Source organism: Sorangiineae bacterium MSr11367 (genome assembly GCA_037157805.1).
Lineage (GTDB): Bacteria > Myxococcota_A > Polyangia > Polyangiales > Polyangiaceae > Pendulispora > Pendulispora rubella.
The window spans coordinates 2,727,366-2,746,991 of sequence record CP089983.1 but is presented as its reverse complement, the minus strand read 5'-3'; the positions used below and the strand labels follow the sequence as shown (position 1 = coordinate 2,746,991).

Here is a 19,626-nt window from a genome sequence, read left to right as displayed (position 1 = left end):
ACCTGTTCGATGTTCTAGAGTTCGGCTCATGACGAGCCGATGGATCGCGCTTTCACTCGCCGCCCTTCTGGCTACCGCCTGCAGCTCCTCGGGTCCGACGGCGTCGAGCGAGGCCTGGAGCGCAGAACTGGAGGCGTTGACGCCGGCGCAGCTGGCCGGCCAGCGCATCGTTTACTCGTACCCGGGCCTCACGCCGCCGGCGAGCTTGCTCGATCGCATCCGTGCGGGCGAGGCGGCGGGCGTCATTTTTTTCGGCGAGAACATCTCGACCCCGTCGCAGATCAAGGGCGTCATCGATCAACTGGTGGCCGCGCAGAAGCAGAGCCCCATTGCGGCGCCGTTGCTGCTGATGACCGATCAAGAAGGCGGCATCGTTCGCCGGCTGCCGGGTGAGCCCGTGATGTCGGCCAAGGACGTGGGCGCATCCTCGAACGCGGCGACCTTGGCCACGAAGACGGGGACCGACGCAGGCAACAATTTGCGCGGCGTCGGGATGAACGTGAACCTTGCGCCGGTGATCGACGTCTACCGACGCGAGGGCGACTTCCTCGACCGGTACGAGCGGTCTTACAGCAAAGATTCCGCGGTGGTGAGCAACCTGGGCAAGCGCTTCATCACGGCCGAGCAGCAAGTGGGCGTGGCCTCCACGGCAAAGCATTTTCCGGGGCTCGGCTCCGCCAGCACGAACCAGAACACCGACGAGGGGCCGGTGACGCTCAACGCGTCGCTGTCCACCTTGCGCAACGTGGACGAGTCGCCCTACCCCGCCGCCATCGCGGCCGGGGTGAAGCTGGTGATGCCCTCGTGGGCCGTGTACCCGGCGCTGGATCGCAATCGTCCAGCCGGTTTGTCCTCGACCGTGCTGCAGCAGGAGCTGCGCACCCGCCTCGGCTTCACGGGCGTCATCGTCAGCGATGCGCTGGAGGCAGGGGCCCTCGATGCGTACGGCACGGCCGGACAACGCGGGGTGCTCGCGGCCAAAGCGGGCATCGATCTGCTGCTCTGTTCGGCGCGCGACGTCGGCCAGGGCCAGTCCGCGGCAAGCGCCCTTACCACGGCGCTTCAAAACGGGGAGCTCGATGCCACGAGCTTCAACGCCGCCGTCCAGCGTGTCACCGACCTGCGGAACGATCTACAGTAACGTTCTCACGATCGGAGAACGAAACGTCATGTCCGAGGAACTCGTCATCACCGCCGTAGGGCCAGATCGACCGGGAATCACGTCGGAGTTTTCGGGGCACGTCCATGCCACCGGCGCCAACTTGGCCGACTCGCGCATGATCAACTTGCGCGGACGCTTCGCGTTGGTGGCCCTCGTCCTGGGCACGAAGGAGACGCTCGAGGCCACGCGCAAGGCACTCACCAGTGCGGCTCGCAGCATGGGCCTGAGCATCGAGTTCTCGAGTGCCGAGAAGACCGCACCGCGCAGCGGCGTTCCGTTCCGACTGCGCAGCTACTCCATGGATCAACCGGGCATCGTGCACAAGCTCACGCGGTATTTGCACGAGCAGGGCGTGAACATCGAGGAGCTGGAGACGCGGCTCGAGTCGGCGCCGTTCATGGGTACGCCGGTGTTCACGATGACGTTGATCATGCTCGTGCCCAGCGAGGTGTCGGTGAAGACGTTGCGCAGGAACCTCGAGGAGCTGGGGGGCACGCTCAACTGCGATATCGATCTCGATCCCGCGTAGCCGCGCACCGATCGCCGGAACGTCGCGAAGTCGCATCCGGCTACGGGCAACTCGAGCGAATCGAACCGCCAAGACGCCAAGAACGCCAAGATGCATTGAGGGTGCTGGAGCGCGCGAGGAACGCGCTTCTTCATGCCCCTCGATCCTTGGCGTTCTTGGCGTCTTGGCGGTTGGACCATTGGGGAAAGTTTGTGGAGAACGCCTGAACAAGTGGCGAGCAAGTTGCGGACCGCTTGTATAGAACCTGTGTTCACCCCTGGACATCTTTTAGGGATCTCGGATACTTACATGCCCTGTTGACATCGCATCCGGTGACGCTCCCAAGGGGTGGTGTTGAACGGTGTAGACGACCACAATGGTTTGTGGTTAGAAGGACTTCCGCGACAGGTGCTGCTTTGCGCACCGCGTCAGACGGTTCTTCGAGGGGCGGGACACGAAACGATAACTGGGGGGCTGTTCAGGGGCGTGTTCAGGTTTTACGTTTGACTCCGTTCAGGGGTCGCTTTCCAACGGAGACTGAACGGACCCCCCATTAAGAGCACCAGGAGGCGGTCATGGCAGAATCGGACTTCGGCAAAGTTTCGAATGGGCGAACCCACGCGATGACGGCGAAGCAGACGAAAAAGAGTCCCTCGAAATCGTCGCCGCCGGCCGTGCATGCGAGCCAGCCGAAGAACGAGTCTCGCCGTCAGGAAGAGGTTCCTGTGCGGCGCTTCTTCACGCAGCCGGGCCTCGATCCGCTCGAGCAGGTGCTCTACGAGCGTCGCTCGAGCACGATTTCGAATCCGGATGGCTCGGTGGTCTTCAAGATGGAAGGCGCCGAGGTGCCGGTGGGCTGGAGCCAGCTCGCCACCGACATCGTGATTTCGAAGTACTTCCGCAAAGCCGGCATCCAGAAGATGCCCGCCGCCCTCGCACGCCCCGATGGCGCGCCGGAAGCGGGCGAGCGCAGCGTGCGGCAGGTCGTTTACCGCGTGGCGAACACCATTCGCCAGGCGGCGGATTCGTTTGGCGGCTACTTCGCCACCAAGGAAGCGGCCGACACGTTCGAGGCCGAGCTCTCGTATTTGCTAGTGCACCAGTACGGCGCGTTCAACTCGCCGGTGTGGTTCAACTGCGGGCTCTATCATCAGTACGGCATCGAAGGCTCCGGCGGAAACTGGGCCTGGGATCCTGCATCCGGCGATAGCGATCTCGCCGCCGACGGCACCTCGACCAGCACGGTCGTCGAGACCGAGAACGCCTACGGCCGCCCGCAGTGCTCCGCGTGCTTCATCCAGTCCGTGCAAGACGACTTGATGGGCATCTACGAGCTCGTGAAGTCGGAGGCCCGCCTCTTCAAGTACGGCTCGGGCACCGGGACGAACTTCAGCGCCATCCGCGGCAAGCAGGAGAAGCTCTCCGGTGGCGGCACCTCCAGTGGCCTCATGAGCTTCCTCGAGGTCTTCGATCGCGCGGCCGGCGCCACCAAGAGCGGCGGCACCACGCGACGCGCCGCCAAGATGGTCTGCTTGGACGTCGACCATCCGGAGATCGTCGACTTCGTCGAGTGGAAGATGCGCGAGGAGAAGAAGGCGCACGCCCTCATCCGCGCCGGCTACTCGAACGACTTCAACGGCGATGCGTACCACACCATCAGCGGGCAGAACTCGAACAACTCCGTCCGCGTCACGGACGAGTTCATGAAGGCCGTGCTCGCAGGCGGCAAGTGGCACACGCGCATGCGCCTCACCGGCGAGGTGTGCGAGACCTTCGAGGCGAAGGATCTCTGGCGCAAGATCGCCGAAGCCGCGTGGGGATGCGCCGACCCGGGCCTGCAGTACGACTCCACGGTGAACCGTTGGCACACGTGCTCCAACACGTCGCGCATCAACGCGAGCAACCCGTGCAGCGAGTACATGTTCCTCGACGACTCGGCGTGCAACCTGGCGTCGGTCAACTTGATCAAGTTCCTCCGCGACGATGGAAGCTTCGACGTCGAGGGCTACCGGCATGCGTGCCGCATCTTCTTCATCGCGCAAGAGGTGCTGGTCGACCTGTCGAGCTACCCGACGAAGCGCATCGCGCAGAACAGCCATGATTATCGGCCGCTCGGCCTCGGCTACGCGAACCTCGGGTCGTTGTTGATGATCCTTGGCGTGCCGTACGACAGTGACCAGGGTCGCGCGATCGCCGGCGCGCTCACCGCCATCATGTGCGGTCACGCGTACAAGACCAGCGCGGAGATGGCCAAGAGCAAGAGCCCGTTCGTGGGCTACGCGAAGAACCGCGAGCCGATGCTGCGCGTGATGAACATGCACCGCGATGCGGCCTACGCCATCTCGCGCGACGATTGCTGGCTGCCGGGCGAGTCGAAGGATGCAGGCGTGGGCGCCCTCTACCGCGCGGCGTGCGAGGATTGGGACGACGCCGTGCACTTCGGCGAGCTCCACGGCTACCGCAACGCGCAGTCCACCGTGCTCGCACCGACGGGCACCATCGGTCTGTTGATGGACTGCGACACGACAGGTATCGAGCCGGACTTCGCGCTGGTGAAGTTCAAGAAGCTCGCCGGTGGCGGGTACTTCAAGATCGTGAACCAGTCGGTGCCCGCCGCGCTCTCGCGCCTCGGATACTCGGCGACGGAGGTTCAGGAGATCGTGGCCTACGTGAGCGGGACGAACACGCTGCTCGCCGCGCCGGTCATCAACCGCCGCACGCTCAAGGAAAAGGGCTTCACGGACGAAGATCTCGCCAAGGTCGAGGCAGCACTGCCGGGCGTCTTCGATCTCGACTCGGCGTTCGCATCGTGGGTGCTCGGTGAGGCGGCGCACACGCGCCTGTTGAATGGGGTGACGGGCTCCCTCCTCGAGAAGCGATCCCTGCTCGAGAAGCTCGGCTTCACCAAGGTGCAGATCGCCGAGGCGGGTGACGTCATCATCGGGCGGATGACCATCGAGGGTGCGCCGCACCTGAAGGTGGAGCACTACCCGGTGTTCGACTGCGCAAACCGCTGCGGCAAGATCGGCCAGCGCTACCTGGCGCCGATGAGCCACGTCAAGATGATGGCGGCCACGCAGCCGTTCCTGAGCGGCGCCATCTCGAAGACGGTCAATTTGCCCAACGAAGCGACCATCGACGACGTGGCGAAGTTGTACGAGGAGGGCTGGAGGCTCGGCCTCAAAGCCGTCGCGCTCTACCGTGATGGATGCAAAGCCTCGCAGCCGCTCTCGAGCTCGGGCGAGTCGAAGAGCGACGCAAAGGAGACCCCGGCGAAAGAGGGCCTCGCGGCCAGCAGCGTCGAGCGACTGGAGCCGGTGCCCACCACGGCCGAGCAGAGCCCGCAGCTCTCACTGGCACTCACGCCGAAGGGCACGCGCGAGTACGGTATGCGCATCCGTCTGCCGAAGAAGCGCCGAGGCTTCACGCAGGAAGCACGCGTGGGCGGGCACAAGATCTTCCTCCGTACCGGCGAGTACGAAGATGGACGCCTCGGCGAGATCTTCATCGACATGCACAAGGAGGGCGCCGCCTTCCGCTCACTGATGAACTGCTTCGCCATGAGCGTCTCGGTGGGCTTGCAGTACGGCGTGCCGCTGCAGACGTACGTGGATCAATTCACGTTCACGCGCTTCGAGCCGCAGGGCGTCGTCGAAGGCCACCCGAACGTGAAGATCGCGACCAGCATCGTGGACTATCTGTTCCGCGTGCTCGGCGTCGAATACCTGAATCGCTACGATCTGGCGCACGTCAAACCGGAGGAGTCGAACCCCACGCTGACCGCGGGTGATTCGCGCCCCGTGTCAGGAGAACAACGTCCAGCGCCAGAACTGGGTTACACGAAAGATTTCGGCTACACGAAAGAAGCCACCGCACGCAGTGCGGCAATGAGCGAAACGCTCGAAGGCCGCGGCGAACCGAGCGCGGGCTCACACGATGGGGCCGCAACGCAAGGCAACGCGAACGTGGCGGGCGGCGTCCTTTCGGCGCACCTCGACGCGATGATGGGTGACGCACCGGTTTGCGATGTATGTGGCCACATCACGGTCCGAAATGGTGCATGCTACAAATGCCTGAATTGCGGAAACAGCATGGGGTGCAGCTAGGCCCCGTAGGACTTACGGCTTGAAGCTCTTTTTCGAAGCAGGGACGGTGAGCGCAGCGGACGAAAGTTTCGCTGCCAAATACAGCCTCGCGAGCGAGGCGCTGCAAGCGGGGCGCCGTCCCTCGTCTTCGAGGGAGTTGAACGAGCTGCAAGAGTTGCAAGACTGGCATGAGATGGGCGAGCCGGAGCCACCACCAAAACGGCGACGTGCCGACGATGGCTCCAGCAAGGGCGTCAAGCCGATCATCATGGAGTGGGACGAGTGGGCGCTCGCCTTCCAGAGCGAGCCAGTGACGATCGACTACGGCAGGCAGGTGCCGGACGATGCGCCCACGACGCAAGACCTCATTTCTTCGGGCGTGCGGCTGCACATGGCAGCGCAACCGGAGCCCCTCGAAGCCGAGACCGTGCGGTCGACGGTGGGTGCCTCGCCCGATCGGGAATGACGAAACGTCGACGGGATGCGGCGAACCTTGTAGGGTCCTCGGCCAACAGGAGGCTCTCAGAATGACTCGCTCCCCGCTCCGCTCCCTCTTTGCGCTGTCGTTCATGATCGGCATGCCGATGCTCGTCCTCGGTTGCCCCAAGAAAAAAGAGGCGGTTGTGGAGGTTGATGCTGCACCGCCGCCCCCGCCGCCCGCCGCGTCCTCGGCCCCCGCCGAGTTGGTGCCACTCGACGTGCCCGACGCCGGCGAGGACGCAGGCACCGATGCGGCCACCGCCAAGAAGCCGGGCTCGGGCCTCACGACGAGCCAGTCGCGCGTCAAGCAGTGCTGCAACGCCATGCGCGCGCAGGCCAAGGCCATGGGCAACTCGCCCGAGTCCGCGCAGCTTCAAGCCATCGCCGCCCAGTGTGACGTTTTCGCCATGCAAGTGGGTCCGTCGAAGGGCGCTCAAGCTCCCGAGCTCGAGCCGCTCCGTCAGATCCTCAAGGGCAAGCCGACGCTGCCCCCGCTCTGCTCGGGTCTGTAGGAGACCGACTCCGACTCCGAAGGCCGACTCCGAAATCGGAGTCGGTATCGGTATCGGAGGTCGGTATCGGAAGTCGGCGTCGGTTTTCGGTATCGGCGTCGGTATCCCCCGCGTTACGGCGTGGTGCAGTTGAAGAGCACGCGATTGACGTTGGCACCGTCAATCTTTCCTTCGGCCGGCTGCGAGCCGGCCCCCGTGTTCGCCGTGCACGTCTGGCCCGCGGGCTGGGTGTGCACCGTGACCTTGTAGGCGGCCCCGTCCTCCAACGTCGTCGGGAACGTGTATTGAACGGGGTTTGCTCCATTGGCGGTGACCTTGGTGTCATCGCCTCCGTTGTTCTGAAGGATCACCGAGTTGGTGCCCGTGAGGCCCTGGACGGCGCCTCCGACCGTGTACGCAGGCACGCAGGTGACCGTCACGTTGACCGTGGCCGCACCGACCGTGCCGCTGCCGTCGGAGCCAACTGTGCATTTGCGCCCGCTCGGCTGCTGCGCGATGGTCACGGCGTACTTGTCACCGGTCCCGAGCTGGTGGGCAAAGTTGTTCTGATTGGCATTCTGCGTGTCGGTGATCACGCGAAGATCGTCGCCGCCGTTGTTCCGCAAAATGAGCGGCTGCGCGGCGTTCCCCAAGCCGCTGACGTTCGTGTGAACCACGTACGTCGGCGCAGGGACGCAGTGCACCAGTGCCGCCTCGGGGTTGGCACCTTTGACGGTGCCAGTGCCCTTCTCCACCGTGCAACTGCGACCGGCGGGGCGTTGATAGACCGTCACCGTATACGTCGCATTGTTGGGCAATCGCTGGGTGAACTGGGACGTGCCATCGGTGGCCACGGTGAGGTTGTTTCCGCCGTTGTTCTGAAGCACGAGCCCTTGTGCAGGCGCACCACCGGCATCCGGCGTTAGGCCGTCGACCGTTGCGCTCACGATGTAGATGGCGGGGCCCGCATCGACGATTCCGCCGTCGCCCGTACCCGAGTCTCCGCCTCCCGGACTGCCCGAGTCTTCCGAATTACCGCCCGAATCGGGCTGCGACCCTCCGGAGTCGGCGCCTCCCGAATCATTCTTCGCCCCGCTGTCGGGCGTCGTCGTGAACCCCTCACCATCGTCGCCGCAGCCAACGTTGGCGAGGACTGGAGTCAGCGCGGAAGCAAACAAGATTATCCAATGCGAGGACCGAAGTTTCATTTATGCCTCCTAAATCAAGAATCCAAGGAACGAATCCCCCCCGTCTCGTTTGCTTTCGCGTCACTCGACTCGCCCGTCAGGGCGACGGCGGCGTCGGAATCGTCGGGGGAGCGGGCGGCTCTGGGATCGTGGGCGGATCCGGCGGCGTGGGCGGCGTCGGTGGTGCGGGCGGCGTCGGAGCGTCGGCGGCCGCGCCCTGCACGGGGGCGGGCGGCGTCGGGATCGTCGGCGGATCCGGCGGCGTCGGGATCGTCGGCGGATCCGGCGGCGTCGGAGGCTCGGGCGGCGTAGGCGGTGCGGGATCGTCCGCGGCGGTCACATGCCCGTCGAGCGATGATGCCTGGGTACCCGATTTCCCAGAATCGTCCCCGCCAGCGCAGCCGAGCATTGCGATCGGCGCGGTGACGAGAAGAGCCAAGAGAACCAGTCCCGGTGAGCGGTGTCGTGCCATGGTTTGCCTCCTCGGAGAAGGGCGAACGGAGTCGGGCGCCCGAAAGCCCGTCATCGCAACAAGGAGCGAATGCGATAACGAACTTCCGAGCGACCGACTTCGTTCTCGTTTATTTCTTCATTGGTACCGCCGCTCTCACGGGAGCAGGCAGCCCTCCGGTACATTTTTCAATCCGCCGGAATCACGAAGCAGGTATTCGACCGAAAATCGCACACCGAACCATCCGCACAATCGCTTTGCGAAACGCATTGTGCGCACAATCCGCGCGTTCGGTCGCAGTGCGGACGGCCTGCGGGGCAATCCCCATCGACCGTGCATTGCTGACACGAACCGGTGGCCATTTCGCAAACATCACGATCGGGAAGTTGGCATTCCATCTTCGATTCGCATTCGATGCAGATGTTCCGCCCCGTCTGGCAGTGGCGGTTGCCCGGGCATGCGCCTGCATCGCACGTGAATACGCATTGTCGTGTAACCGGTTCGCACGTCCCAATTGGGCAATCGCTGGGCACTTTGCAGACGACGCACCGATGAAGTTCGGTATCGCAACGCGGCCAGCTTGCATCGAAGCCGGTGCAATGGCCATCGTTCACGCACTCCACGCACGTGTGCGAGGCCACGTCGCAATGCAGACCAGGAAGCTTGCAATCCACATCTTTCGTACAGCGCGGGGCCGCACCGTCGCCAGGTTGGGGCCCGCCATCGCCGCCGTCCGGCGAGCCTCCGCGTCCGTCCAAGGTCGCATCGAGGCCATCACCGTTTCCCCCTCCGTCGCCGAGCCCCGCATCACCTGCGAACCGCAGATCGCCCGTGCACGCCGCCATCCACCCGAACCAGGTACATCCGGCAAGAGCCACAAGAAAGGCTTTAGGGACTCGTCGCAAGGATCTTCTCCGCATCGACACGGGCGAAGCCCCGAGGATACCGCGTCAGGTAGTCGCGTGCTGCGGTTCGTGCGCGCGCCGGGTCGGAGGTCGCGAGGATCTTCATGCGCTCGGCGACGGCGTTTTCCGCGAGCGGGCTCGCCGGATACGTCGCGGCGAATCGATCCAGGGTCGCCACCGCGGCACCGGCGCGGCCGCTCTGCTTCTCCTGCATCGCCCGGGCGAACATGTCATTTTGCGCCGCCAAATCCGAGCTGGCCTGCTCGCGCTCCGCGGGCGCGGGATTCTCGTGTGCAGGGCGCGGCAGGCGCGCGGGCGCGACCTTCTTCGGAACTTGCGCAGCGGCCGGCGGCGCCGACGCACGCGGTGGCGGCGGCGTACAGGGCGGCGGCCACGATTCACCGGGATGCAGCGACACCTCCGTCGCGCCATGGCGAACGGCCACGACGCCCTCGGTGACCTCCACCCGCGTCGCCACCGGCACGGGGCACGACGTATCGGCTGCGACCACCGCCACGCGGAACGACGTCCCGCGCACTTCGACCTCGGCGTCGGCGGTGCGAACCAAAAAGCGCTCGCCCGCCTTCAACTTCGCCACGTCGGCCCGCACCGCCCCCTGCACCAACGTAAAAACCGTCATGGCCGGATGGGACTGCGTCATCGCCAGATCCGACGTGCCCTCCAGCGCCAGGCGCGTTCCCGTCACCAAGGTCACGCTGGCGCGCGCCGCACCATCGGCGAGAACATGGTCGCCCGCGGAGAGCGGCGTCCCTTGGGCAATGGCACGCACCACATCGCCCGATCGCACGCGCACGTCGCCCACCAGCGGCGTGGCAATGGGCTCCACGCTGGGCGCGAGCGCCGGCGCCTTGGCGGAAAGCGCGCCCTCGCCCGAAGGCGCACGATGCGACAGCACCCGCACGGCGCCGAACACCAGCACCGCGGAAGCGGCGAGCGACAACACGACGAAGGCGCCCCGCGTACGCCGGCGACGCTTGTCCCGCTGCGCGATGGCCTCCGACACGACGTCGATCGCGCGGGCGCGCTCGCCCGGAGACACCACCGACACGTCATCCCGACTTTCCTCCGCGAGTACTTCCGCCGCGAGGCGTGCATAGAGTGGACGCGGATTCATGGTTCCTCCCTCTTCGTATCGCTCGCCGATGCTTCGCTCCCACGCCGGCGTTGGAGCTGATCGGCCAGCTCGGGGTCCGCTGCAATGTGCGCGTGCAGGTCGCGCCGTGCGCGCACCAGCCGCGATTGCGCGGCTGCCACGCTCACACCCGTAATTTTCGCAATCTCACGCAAATCGTAACCGCACGCATCGTGCAGGAGAAACGTCCACGCCTTGTCCGGGTCGAGGGCGTCCAGGTGCCGCCGCACACGCGCAACGAGATCGCGCGCCATCACCACGCGCTTCGAACTCGGCCCCATGTAGGCTTCCTTGTCGGTATCGTCGCTGCCCGCGAAGATGCGGCGCTCCGTTCGGCGCCGGCGAATGTGCTTGTACACGATGTGCGCCGTCACCGTGGAGACCCACGAGTTCAGCGAGCAGTCGCCGCGGAAGCGATCCAGTGTTTGCACGAGCTCGATCAGACTGAGCTGCGCGAGATCGTCGTGGTCGACGTCACGCCCGCCGAGCAGGCGATACAGCGTCGAATCAATGCGCCCGCGAACGCGATCGTGAAAGGCGGCGGCGGCCGACCGATCGCCCGCGCGCACCGCGGCAATGAGCTCGCTGTCGTCGAGGGCAAGCACGGGCGTCTTCCGCTCCCCCTCGCCAGGGGCAGGCTGACTCTCGCGGACCAGCCGCAATCGAGGAACGCCGCGCGCCATCTCGAACACGATGTACCGCAACCCCGGGGAAAGCAGGCACGGACGCGCGAAACGCCCTCAAAATCGCAGCCGAAAACCTGCTTTGACCAGCGTTTGAAACGGCGTGAGCGTCGCCACGCGGTCGGGGCCGACGAACACGCGCGTCGCACCGAATGCGAGCTCTTCGCTGACGGCCCCCACGATGCCTACATGATGGACGAAGAACCACGCCGCCTCGGCCGTGGCCTGCACACCGAGCAGCCAGCGTGACTCGGTCACATCCTCGCGTCGAAGCGATTGCCGCAGCGCCAACACATCGCCGGAGAGCCCAAGCTCCCAGCGCGGTGCGTCGCTGGGAGATGCCGCCACGCGAAACGCGGCACCGCCCCCGAACGACACCGTCGTCGCGTCGGCATCGGCATCGGGGACCGACCCGAATCGAACCCCGCCGAGGGCCCGAAGCCCGACGACCCGCGTGATATCCACGCGCACCACCGCCTGCCCGCCCCACGCGGGCCGAGCCCCGCCCAAGGCCACCAGGCCCGCGAGATCGATCGCAACCTTTTCCCGCCAGGGCTCCTTCACAGGCGGCGGCGGCGTCCTTTTCTCGGGTGGCGGAGGCGCCACGCGCGGCGGTGGCATGCGCCACTCGAGCGGCATCATCGAGGCCACGGCCAGCCCCGCCGTGCGTCCTCGCTCCGACGGATCGTCGATGCTGGAGAAGGTCAGCGTTCGATCGATCCAACCCCCTTGGCCGGGCACGTGCGCATGCAGCAGCATCCGTGTCCCGCTCCCTCCCGTTGCAGCGCGCAGTTCGACGACCGCCTTCGCATGCGCTTTGGTGGCCAGCACCAGCGCTTCTTCGTCGGAGGGCAGATCCCTCCGATTCTCCACGAGCACGTGCGCCTGGGGACCCAGCGCCTCGCGCGCCGACGCGCTCATCGACGACGTGACGTTGTCGCCGACCTCGGGCGAGGCCACCAAGAGAAGAATGATGAGCGGGTCCGCCATCTCTCGAATCCGCCGTCAATACCAGGTTCGAAGACGAACCTCGCTCGACCCGGCGGCGCGAACCGGCGCTTCGAACTCCGACACGTTCGAGTCTCGGTAATGGTACGGAAATACCACCTTGGGCTTGAACGCCTTCACGCACTCCGCAGCCTCGACCGGCGTCATCGTATAAGGAAGATTCATACAGACGAACGCTACATCGATATCCTTCAACGCGCGCATCTCGGAGGTGCACTCCGTATCACCCGATACGTACACGCGCTTGTCGCCAAAGGTGAACACGTACCCATTGCCGCGCCCCTTGTCGTGAAAAAGCTTTCCCGGCGTGGGACCGCGCTTCAAATTGTACATGGGCTCCGTCGCCACGGAAAATAGCCCGAAGTCCTTCGACTCCCCGTTCTTCAAGGTCACCGTGAGCGGCGTCTTCTCGCCCACCGCCGGCGGCCCCACGAGCACCGTCCCCTCTTTCTTCAACAGGGCAATCACCTGCGGATCCTGGTGGTCCTGGTGAATGTCCGTGATGAAGAGGTAATCGGCCTTGGGCCGCCCACTGAAATCCGCATCGGCCGGGTCGACGTAGATCACCTTGCCGCCGAATTCGAACGCCAGCGACCCATGATGAATGGGCACCACCCGCAGCTCCCCCTTCGCCGTCGCGAACGTATCGCCCGCCTTCGCGCCCTCCGTCGAGGCAGCAGGAGCAGGCGCCGCCGCCGGTGCCGACGTGGACACGGCCGGCGCGGGTGCGGGCGGCTCCTTCGAGCAAGCCGCCAAGCCAATCGAGACGGATACCCCCAAGCAGAAGACGCGCATGCGCCAAGACTACATGCGCGGACGGAAGTGATCGAACCCCAGCTCGAACAGCTCCCGCTCTCGACCGGTGGTTCGCTTCAAGGCCACCCCCTGCCCTTCCACGAAGGTTCCCGCACGCCAGAATCCCTCGAGCGGCTCCTCGCTGGCCGCCGCCAGCGCGTAATCCTCGCCCCCGGCCAACATCAGCTCCAGGGGATCGACGAGCACGAGCTCCCCGATGGAATCGAGCCCGGTGCGCTTGGCATGCTCACGCAAGGCGCCCTCGTCGAACACCGCGCGCACCCCACTGGCCTCGGCGATGTGCCCCACGTCCTGCGCGAGCCCATCGGACACGTCGACCAGCGCCGACGCGCGACCCGCCGCGTGCCGGCCCTCGCCGATGCGCGCCCACGGACGCAGCCACGCCTCCTTCACACCGTCGAGCCGATCATCGTGCAGCCTTCGCTCGAGTGCGAAAAGCCCTGCCGCCGCCAGCCCCACGCGCCCGGCCACCCAGATGCCATCGCCCGGCCGCGCCGTGTTGCGCAGCATCGGCTTCTCCGCCGTGCCCAGCAACGTCGTGGTCACCGTCACCACCTCGCCACGGGTCAAATTCCCTCCGACGATGCTCGTCCCGAGCCGCAACGCCGCCGCGTGCTGCCCCCGCGCGAGCGCGTCGAGGTCTTCGTCCTCGAAATCCGCGGGAAGCGACAGCGCGCTCAGCGCACACCATGGCTCGGCCCCCATCGCCGCCAGATCGCTGGCCGCAGCCATGAACGAGCGCCAGCCAATGTCGATCCACCCCGCGAGGTCCCGGCGAAAGTGCGTCTTTTCCACCTGTTCGTCGATGGTCCACACCAGCTTGTGCGACGCCTTCGTCGCCACATGCTCGAGCACCGCCGCATCGTCCCCGATGCCGAGAAGAATCCCCGCGGCATTGTCCGAACGGAATCGCTCTTTGAGTCGCAAAATGGTCGCAAATTCGCCAGAGCGCACGCTTCCTCCGAGTTGCCTATCTGCTGCTGCCAAGATCGTCGGTGCTGTCCCCGCCGCTCGCCACCGACGGAAGACGCACCACGAACACCGTACCCTGTGGAACGTTGTCCTCGATGTGAATCGTCCCCCCGTGGGCATCGACCAGCCGTTTCACGATCGATAGGCCCAGCCCCGTGCCGCCGTACTCGCGCGTCGACGACGAGTCGACCTGGTAAAAGGCATCGAACACGCGCGTTCGCTCCGAGGCCGGCACACCGATGCCCGTGTCGATCACGCGCAGCTCCACCCGCATCTGCGCCGGCGCCAGCAGCGCAAAGCCGGTCACGTCGGGATCGCGCGAGTCCACGCCCAGATTGCGCGCCAGAAGGCGCACCTTACCGCCCTCCGGGGTGAACTTGATGGCGTTGTCGACCAGGTTGACGAACACCTGCCGCAGCCGCTCGGCGTCCGCCTTGAGCTCGCGCACGTCCGGCTCCACCTCGATGGCCAGTTCGATCGACTTGCGCCGCGCGGACGGTGAAAGCGTGGACACCACCGCCTCGAAAAGGCCCTTCACCGATGCCGGCACCAGGTGAATGTTCAGCGAGCCGCTCTCCAGCTTGGACAGATCGAGCAAGCTGGTGATGAGCGCGAGAAGCTGCTCGCCCTTGTCGTGGATGGTGACCACGAACTCCTTTTGCTCCTGCCCCAGTTCGCCGGCGATGCCCTCGGTGAGCATCTCGCTGTAGCCGATGATGCTCGTCAGCGGAGTGCGCAGCTCGTGGCTCACCGTGGCGAGGAAGCTCGACTTGAGCCGGTCGAGCTCGCGCAGCCGGTCGTAGGCGTCTTGCAGCCGACGCGTCTTTTCCTCGAGCTCGCGGTAGCTCTCGCGCACGCTGGCCAGGTGCATTTGGCTGGTGAGCATCGCTTTGTGGCCGCTCCAGAGCACCAGATCGAGCGCGCACTTGAGATGGTGCGCCATCCGCGTGACCGTCTCCTCCTTGGCGCGCGGCACCTTGTTGAGCAGGGCGCGCGCCCGCGTCGGGGACACGTCGGGGTCCGCGTGCAGCAGCGACGGCGGCACCTCCGTCACCCCCGAGGGCAGGTACGGCCCGAGGATCAAGCGGCCGATGCGCCGGCCCTCGTAGTCGATGCCCACGATGCGGTACGCATTGCCGCTGAAGCACGCGTGCGTCACGCCCATGGCCCGGCGCCCGGACTCGGGATCGAGCGACTTGGCCGCGCTCACCGTGCCCGCACAAAGCGCCCCCGCGCGCGGCAGCGAACCGAGGTACGCGCAGATCTCGTGCTCGCGCGAGGCGTCGGCGAGCAGCACGCCTTCGCTCGAAAAGATGCGCACCGGGATGCCGAACAACCCGAAAAAGCTGGTGCACAGCTCCGCCAGGCTCTCGCGCGCCACCAGCTCCTCGAGGTGCACACCGTCGCCGTCGTCCTCGCGTGGCTTCGGCGGCACCGTATCGAGGATGAGTCCTTTGCCCAATGTCAGCGGCACCCCCGGCAGCAGCGCGGCCACGTTGGTGAGCGACGCCGCGTCGCGTTCGGCGGATGACGCCAAGTCGGGCGTCGAGGCCAGCGGCAGCAGCGGATCGCGCGACGTGGGCGGTCCCTCTTCCGACTCGGGCAACTCGATCTTCGTGTCCCGCGGCGACGGCGCGCTCATGGCCGGGGCTCCGATCGCGGGAAATCCAGCGAGCCGCCCACGCACGCGGACAGCAACGTCTGCACATTTCCACTGTAACCGAGCTGCTGCGCGGCCAGGGGCATGAAGGCGCTGGCCTCGATCCCCAGGGTGCGCGCCAGCTGGTGCTCCGAATCGAGCTTCGACCACGTCAAACTGAGGAGCCCGAAGAACGACTCCAGCACCCCGTCCCCGTTCACCGCGGAGGCCTTGAAGACGGGTTCACGCCCGCGGCGGGCCAGATCGACGATTTCCGTGTCGGAGCGAATGCTTCCCAGGTCGCGCTTGTTGAACTGGATGACCAGCGGCGTTTCACGAAGGCGCACGCCGAGGTCCTTCATGTTGGAACGAAGATCGAGGAATGAAGCCGCGTTGTTCTCCGTTTCGGTCAGTTGAGAATCGGCGATGAACGCCACGCCGTCGGCCCCCTGCAGCACCAAGCGGCGCGTCGAGCCGTGGATCACCTGCCCCGGAACCGTAAAGACTTTGACCCGCAAGCTGAGACCCAACGGTGTCTGGAAAACGAGCGGGAGCATGTCGAAAAACAGGGTGCGATCGTCGCGCGTTTCCAGGGTCATCAGCCGCCCGCGGCTCTCGGTGGCCGTCAGCCCATGGAGCGCGCGGAGGTTCGTCGTCTTCCCGCTGAGAGCGGGACCGTAGTAGACGAGCTTGATGGTGACCTCACGGGCGGCGAAATTGAGCTGCACGGAGAGTTTATCCTAGCTGACGATCCTGGCGGACCGCGAGGCCGACGATGAAAGGCAGCAAACCCGCATGCTTAGCGAAGGCGACAAAGCTCCCAATTTCAAGCTCGAGAGCGATCTCGGCAAATCTTTCGAGCTGAAGGACTTCAAAGGACAGATCCTCGTCCTCTACTTCTACCCGAAGGATAACACCCCCGGCTGCACTCGCGAGGCACAAGCCTTCAACGATGCCGCCAAGAAATTCGCGAAGGCGGGGGCGCAGGTGGTGGGCGTCTCCAAGGACTCGGTGAAGAGCCATGGCAACTTCCGCGAAAAATACGGGCTCAGCTTCCCGTTGTTGAGCGATCCAGAGCTGACCTTGCACAACGCCTTTGGCGCGTACGGCGAGAAGAACATGTACGGCAAGAAGGTGATGGGCACCATCCGAAGCACCTTCATCATCGATGGGAAAGGCAAGATCGTTCGCGCCTTCCCCAACGTAAAGGTCGATGGTCACGCCGAAGCCGTACTCGACGCGATCAAGCAACTCAAATAACCGCGACACGCGCGATTGTGTTCGCCCTGCGAAAGGTTAACCTCCGGATATGGCCCAACTACCCGAGCTCGATTTCAAGGCCTACGTCGAAAAGAAAAGAGCGGAGCGTGCGGGCGGGGGGCCGGAGACGACGGGGCATGAATATGCCTACATCTCCGATCGTCAGACGCGCGCGGCGTTCGAGAGGATGAAGGCGGTCGAACTCGCAGTGCAAAGCACCGTTCGCGTCTTCAAGCAGGTCGGCAAGGGACAGCTCCTCGGAAACGCGGTCAAGGTTTCCGAGCGGCAGTTCCCGCGCATCGGCCGCATCGTTCAGAGCTGCGCCGACACGCTGCACATCACCGCGCCCACCGTCTACATCGTCAACAGCCCCGTGCTGAACGCCGCCACCTACGGCACGAACGACGATGCCTTCATCATGGTGCACTCGGCACTCATCGATCATTACACCGACGACGAGCTGCTCACCGTCATCGGCCACGAGTGCGGGCACATTCACAACCAGCACGTGGTCTACCTCACGGCGCTGCATTACCTGACGCACGCGGCGGGCGCGCTTCTCCGCGTGGTGGGCTGGGCGCTCGAACCGGCGCTCATCGCATTGCGAGCGTGGTCGCGCCGCGCGGAAATCACCAGCGACCGCGCGGGCATGCTCTGCGGCAAGAGCGACGCCGTCGCCGCCCGCGCACTGACCAAGCTGGCCCTCGGTTCGAAGAAGCTCTACGAGGAGTTCAACCTCGACGCCTTCCTGGAGCAGTACGAAGAGGGCAAAAACGACACCGTCGGCCGCTACATGGAGGTGTTCGCCACACACCCTTGGCTGCCCAAGCGCGTGCTGGCGATGCGCGTGTTCGCCGAGAGTGAGCTGTATCGGAAGGCCGCGGGCCTGGGCACGGACGGCATCGCCATGAGCGAGGTCGACGATCGCGTGCTTGCCCTCCTCAAGGGAGACGCCTGATGACGACCACGCAAGGAGACTCGATGGACGACGCACTCGGGCAGTTCCAAAAGAGGCAAAACGAAGTCACCGGTGCTCTGGAAGAACTGAGCGACCTTGCGCGCTCCCTGGGCGCGAAAAGCCTGAACGAGCGCATCGGGCGCGACCTGGTGCGCAAGCTCGCCGAAGATCGCTTTCACCTTGTCGTCGTGGGTGAGTTCAACCACGGCAAATCGACCTTCGTGAATGCGCTCCTCGGGCATGCGGCGCTGCCGGTGGGTGTCACGCCGACGACGGCGGCGATTCACCACTTGCGCTATGCGGACCAGCCGGAGGCCACCGTGGTCTTCAGCAACGGCCGCCGCGAATCGTTTCCCTTCGAGCAGGTGCGGCGGTTTTCAGTCGGGGGCGATTCGCATCCCGACGAGGTCGACTTCCTCGAGGTGGGCTACCCGGCGCCGCTCCTCAAAGAGCGCATTTTGCTGGTGGACACACCAGGCGTGAACGATCTGTCGCTACAACGCGCGGACATCACCTACAGCTACATCCCGCGCGCGGACGCGGTGTTGTTCCTCTTGGACGCGGGGCAAATCCTCAAGGAAAGCGAGAGGGTGTTCCTGCAGGACAAGCTGCTCAAGGCCTCGCGGGACAAGATCGTCTTCGTCATTACGAAGTGGGATCTGCTCAACAAAGACGAACAGGGCGAAGCGCTCGGGTACGCGAAAGAGCAACTCGCGAGGTTGATCAAGGACCCGGTGGTCTTTCCGGTCAGCGCGGAGGAGTCGCTCGTACGCGCCGAGAAAGGTGAAACGGGGCCCGAAAGCAGCGGCATGCCCGAGCTGGTGACGCACCTGACCCGGTTCTTGGCCGAGGAGCGCGGGCGCATCCTTCTCGACAACGCGTTGGGCGAAGGGCTCAACGTGGTGAAGCTGCTGCAAAAGGGCATCGACGCACGCGCGCGGGCCATCGCCATGAAGAGCGAGGACCTCGCACGGCGCATCGAGACGCTCACGAAGGATCTGCAAGGCCAAGCCGGGACCATCGAGCAGCGGAGGGTGCAGATCAAGGAGGAGGTCGCCGGCATCAAGGCGTCGGCGCGCAAAGATCTGGAGCGGTTCGTCGACGACGTGATCCGCCAGCTTCCCAACGTGGTGGACAGCGCCAAGGGCGAGGATCTGAAGCAGTATCTGCCCTCGTTCCTGTCGGACACGTTCCAACGCTGGGCCGAGGCGGAGACGAAGGAGATCGCGACGGCGCTCGAGGCGCTGGCGGAGAAGACTGTGGCGCTCGTGAAGGACGATGCCCACGAGAGCGCCAAGCGCATCGCGGAGACCATGGGCACGGGCGAGGTGAAGAGGCTCGACGTGCAGGTCGACACGTTCCGCTACGACATGGGCATCGCGGCGCTGTTCACCGTGGGCATCGGCGTGATGTTCGCCAACGTGCTTCTCGGTGGGCTCCTGGCGCTGGCCGCGCCCATCTTGGCCCTGGCGCTGCGCGGGCGGTTCGAGGGTGAGTACCGCAAGAAGGCGCTGGAGCAAGCGCCCGAGGTGCTGCGTGCGGCCGCCGCGAAGGTGGGCCCGAAGATCGACGAGATGGTGGACGACTTCGCGCAGAAGCTGGACACCTGGGTCGTCACCGCGGGCGAGGAGCTCCACCGCGAGGTGCTCGAGGTTCTCAAGAGCACCGAGGATGCGCGCAAAAGCGGCTTGAAGGACGAGGCGGCCACGAAGAAAGACGTGGAGGAGCAGAACGCACGCCTCGGCGCCGCGGAAACGCGCATCACGACGATGCGCGCCGAGCTATGGGCACCGGCGCCAGCCAAGGAGCCCGACGCCGACCGCGTGCGCGTCGCCGATAGCGATTTGAATTGAACGGCGCGGCGTAAC

General features: G+C 65.4%; 17 protein-coding genes. 8 read left to right on the top strand and 9 right to left on the bottom strand.

The window, feature by feature from the left end:
- Positions 1-28: 28 nt before the first annotated feature.
- From LVJ94_10975 to LVJ94_10955, 5 genes are all read left to right on the top strand, one after another.
- Positions 29-1,141, top strand: coding sequence for a hypothetical protein (locus LVJ94_10975; GenBank protein WXB07753.1), 1,113 nt, complete (start codon positions 29-31; stop codon positions 1,139-1,141).
- A gap of 28 nt (positions 1,142-1,169) precedes the next feature.
- Positions 1,170-1,691 (top strand): hypothetical protein, encoded by a 522-nt coding sequence (locus tag LVJ94_10970; protein ID WXB07752.1) that lies wholly within the window; start codon positions 1,170-1,172, stop codon positions 1,689-1,691.
- A 554-nt stretch (positions 1,692-2,245) separates the two neighbouring features.
- On the top strand, positions 2,246-5,776 hold the full coding sequence (locus LVJ94_10965) for a vitamin B12-dependent ribonucleotide reductase (protein WXB07751.1): 3,531 nt from the start codon (positions 2,246-2,248) through the stop codon (positions 5,774-5,776).
- 19 nt (positions 5,777-5,795) lie between these two features.
- Entirely contained in the window at positions 5,796-6,221 is a 426-nt protein-coding gene (locus LVJ94_10960; protein ID WXB07750.1) for a hypothetical protein, read from the top strand.
- A 61-nt stretch (positions 6,222-6,282) separates the two neighbouring features.
- On the top strand, positions 6,283-6,747 hold the full coding sequence (locus LVJ94_10955) for a hypothetical protein (protein WXB07749.1): 465 nt from the start codon (positions 6,283-6,285) through the stop codon (positions 6,745-6,747).
- A gap of 113 nt (positions 6,748-6,860) precedes the next feature.
- Here LVJ94_10955 and LVJ94_10950 read toward each other — a convergent pair whose 3' ends face one another.
- The 9 genes from LVJ94_10950 to LVJ94_10910 all read right to left on the bottom strand — a co-directional run bounded on the left by LVJ94_10950 (position 6,861) and on the right by LVJ94_10910 (position 16,268).
- Entirely contained in the window at positions 6,861-7,934 is a 1,074-nt protein-coding gene (locus LVJ94_10950) for a hypothetical protein (GenBank protein WXB07748.1), read from the bottom strand.
- 76 nt (positions 7,935-8,010) lie between these two features.
- Positions 8,011-8,385 carry a hypothetical protein gene (locus LVJ94_10945; GenBank protein WXB07747.1) on the bottom strand — a complete coding sequence of 125 codons (375 nt, stop codon included), beginning with the start codon at positions 8,383-8,385 and terminating at the stop codon, positions 8,011-8,013.
- 867 nt (positions 8,386-9,252) lie between these two features.
- Positions 9,253-10,404, bottom strand: a complete 1,152-nt coding sequence (locus tag LVJ94_10940; protein WXB07746.1) for a FecR domain-containing protein — start codon at positions 10,402-10,404, stop codon at positions 9,253-9,255.
- Positions 10,401-11,105, bottom strand: coding sequence for an RNA polymerase sigma factor (locus tag LVJ94_10935; GenBank protein WXB10703.1), 705 nt, complete (start codon positions 11,103-11,105; stop codon positions 10,401-10,403). The genes LVJ94_10940 and LVJ94_10935 overlap by 4 nt, the downstream gene beginning before the upstream one ends.
- A gap of 57 nt (positions 11,106-11,162) precedes the next feature.
- On the bottom strand, positions 11,163-12,095 hold the full coding sequence (locus LVJ94_10930) for a hypothetical protein (protein ID WXB07745.1): 933 nt from the start codon (positions 12,093-12,095) through the stop codon (positions 11,163-11,165).
- A 15-nt stretch (positions 12,096-12,110) separates the two neighbouring features.
- Positions 12,111-12,908 (bottom strand): MBL fold metallo-hydrolase, encoded by a 798-nt coding sequence (locus tag LVJ94_10925; protein WXB07744.1) that lies wholly within the window; start codon positions 12,906-12,908, stop codon positions 12,111-12,113.
- A gap of 9 nt (positions 12,909-12,917) precedes the next feature.
- Entirely contained in the window at positions 12,918-13,883 is a 966-nt protein-coding gene (thiL, locus tag LVJ94_10920; protein WXB07743.1) for a thiamine-phosphate kinase, read from the bottom strand.
- A gap of 16 nt (positions 13,884-13,899) precedes the next feature.
- On the bottom strand, positions 13,900-15,543 hold the full coding sequence (locus LVJ94_10915; GenBank protein WXB07742.1) for an ATP-binding protein: 1,644 nt from the start codon (positions 15,541-15,543) through the stop codon (positions 13,900-13,902).
- Positions 15,540-16,268: a gliding motility protein gene (locus LVJ94_10910; GenBank protein ID WXB07741.1), complete on the bottom strand. Its 729-nt coding sequence runs from the start codon at positions 16,266-16,268 to the stop codon at positions 15,540-15,542. Before LVJ94_10910 ends, LVJ94_10915 begins: the two co-directional genes overlap by 4 nt.
- Positions 16,269-16,335: 67 nt before the next feature.
- Here LVJ94_10910 and LVJ94_10905 point away from each other — a divergent pair, with 67 nt between their 5' ends.
- The 3 genes from LVJ94_10905 to LVJ94_10895 are packed head-to-tail and all read left to right on the top strand — an operon-like array spanning position 16,336 to position 19,611.
- Positions 16,336-16,800, top strand: a complete 465-nt coding sequence (locus LVJ94_10905) for a peroxiredoxin (protein ID WXB07740.1) — start codon at positions 16,336-16,338, stop codon at positions 16,798-16,800.
- A 49-nt stretch (positions 16,801-16,849) separates the two neighbouring features.
- The gene (locus LVJ94_10900) at positions 16,850-17,758 is read left to right on the top strand and encodes a M48 family metallopeptidase (protein ID WXB07739.1); all 909 of its coding nucleotides are present in this window, start codon (positions 16,850-16,852) and stop codon (positions 17,756-17,758) included.
- Positions 17,758-19,611: a dynamin family protein gene (locus LVJ94_10895; GenBank protein WXB07738.1), complete on the top strand. Its 1,854-nt coding sequence runs from the start codon at positions 17,758-17,760 to the stop codon at positions 19,609-19,611. The genes LVJ94_10900 and LVJ94_10895 overlap by 1 nt, the downstream gene beginning before the upstream one ends.
- Positions 19,612-19,626 lie beyond the last annotated feature (15 nt).

Bases quoted from the DNA above. Each gene is read 5' to 3' on its own strand.
- LVJ94_10975 (WXB07753.1), top strand. From the start codon at position 29: ATGACGAGCCGATGGATCGCGCTTTCACTCGCCGCCCTTCTGGCTACC.
- LVJ94_10935 (WXB10703.1), bottom strand. From the start codon at position 11,105: ATGGCGCGCGGCGTTCCTCGATTGCGGCTGGTCCGCGAGAGTCAGCCT.
- LVJ94_10895 (WXB07738.1), top strand. From the start codon at position 17,758: ATGACGACCACGCAAGGAGACTCGATGGACGACGCACTCGGGCAGTTC.
- LVJ94_10915 (WXB07742.1), bottom strand. From the start codon at position 15,543: ATGAGCGCGCCGTCGCCGCGGGACACGAAGATCGAGTTGCCCGAGTCG.
- LVJ94_10965 (WXB07751.1), top strand. From the start codon at position 2,246: ATGGCAGAATCGGACTTCGGCAAAGTTTCGAATGGGCGAACCCACGCG.
- LVJ94_10905 (WXB07740.1), top strand. From the start codon at position 16,336: ATGCTTAGCGAAGGCGACAAAGCTCCCAATTTCAAGCTCGAGAGCGAT.
- LVJ94_10955 (WXB07749.1), top strand. From the start codon at position 6,283: ATGACTCGCTCCCCGCTCCGCTCCCTCTTTGCGCTGTCGTTCATGATC.
- LVJ94_10940 (WXB07746.1), bottom strand. From the start codon at position 10,404: ATGAATCCGCGTCCACTCTATGCACGCCTCGCGGCGGAAGTACTCGCG.
- LVJ94_10925 (WXB07744.1), bottom strand. From the start codon at position 12,908: ATGCGCGTCTTCTGCTTGGGGGTATCCGTCTCGATTGGCTTGGCGGCT.
- LVJ94_10945 (WXB07747.1), bottom strand. From the start codon at position 8,385: ATGGCACGACACCGCTCACCGGGACTGGTTCTCTTGGCTCTTCTCGTC.
- LVJ94_10930 (WXB07745.1), bottom strand. From the start codon at position 12,095: ATGGCGGACCCGCTCATCATTCTTCTCTTGGTGGCCTCGCCCGAGGTC.
- LVJ94_10970 (WXB07752.1), top strand. From the start codon at position 1,170: ATGTCCGAGGAACTCGTCATCACCGCCGTAGGGCCAGATCGACCGGGA.
- LVJ94_10900 (WXB07739.1), top strand. From the start codon at position 16,850: ATGGCCCAACTACCCGAGCTCGATTTCAAGGCCTACGTCGAAAAGAAA.
- LVJ94_10950 (WXB07748.1), bottom strand. From the start codon at position 7,934: ATGAAACTTCGGTCCTCGCATTGGATAATCTTGTTTGCTTCCGCGCTG.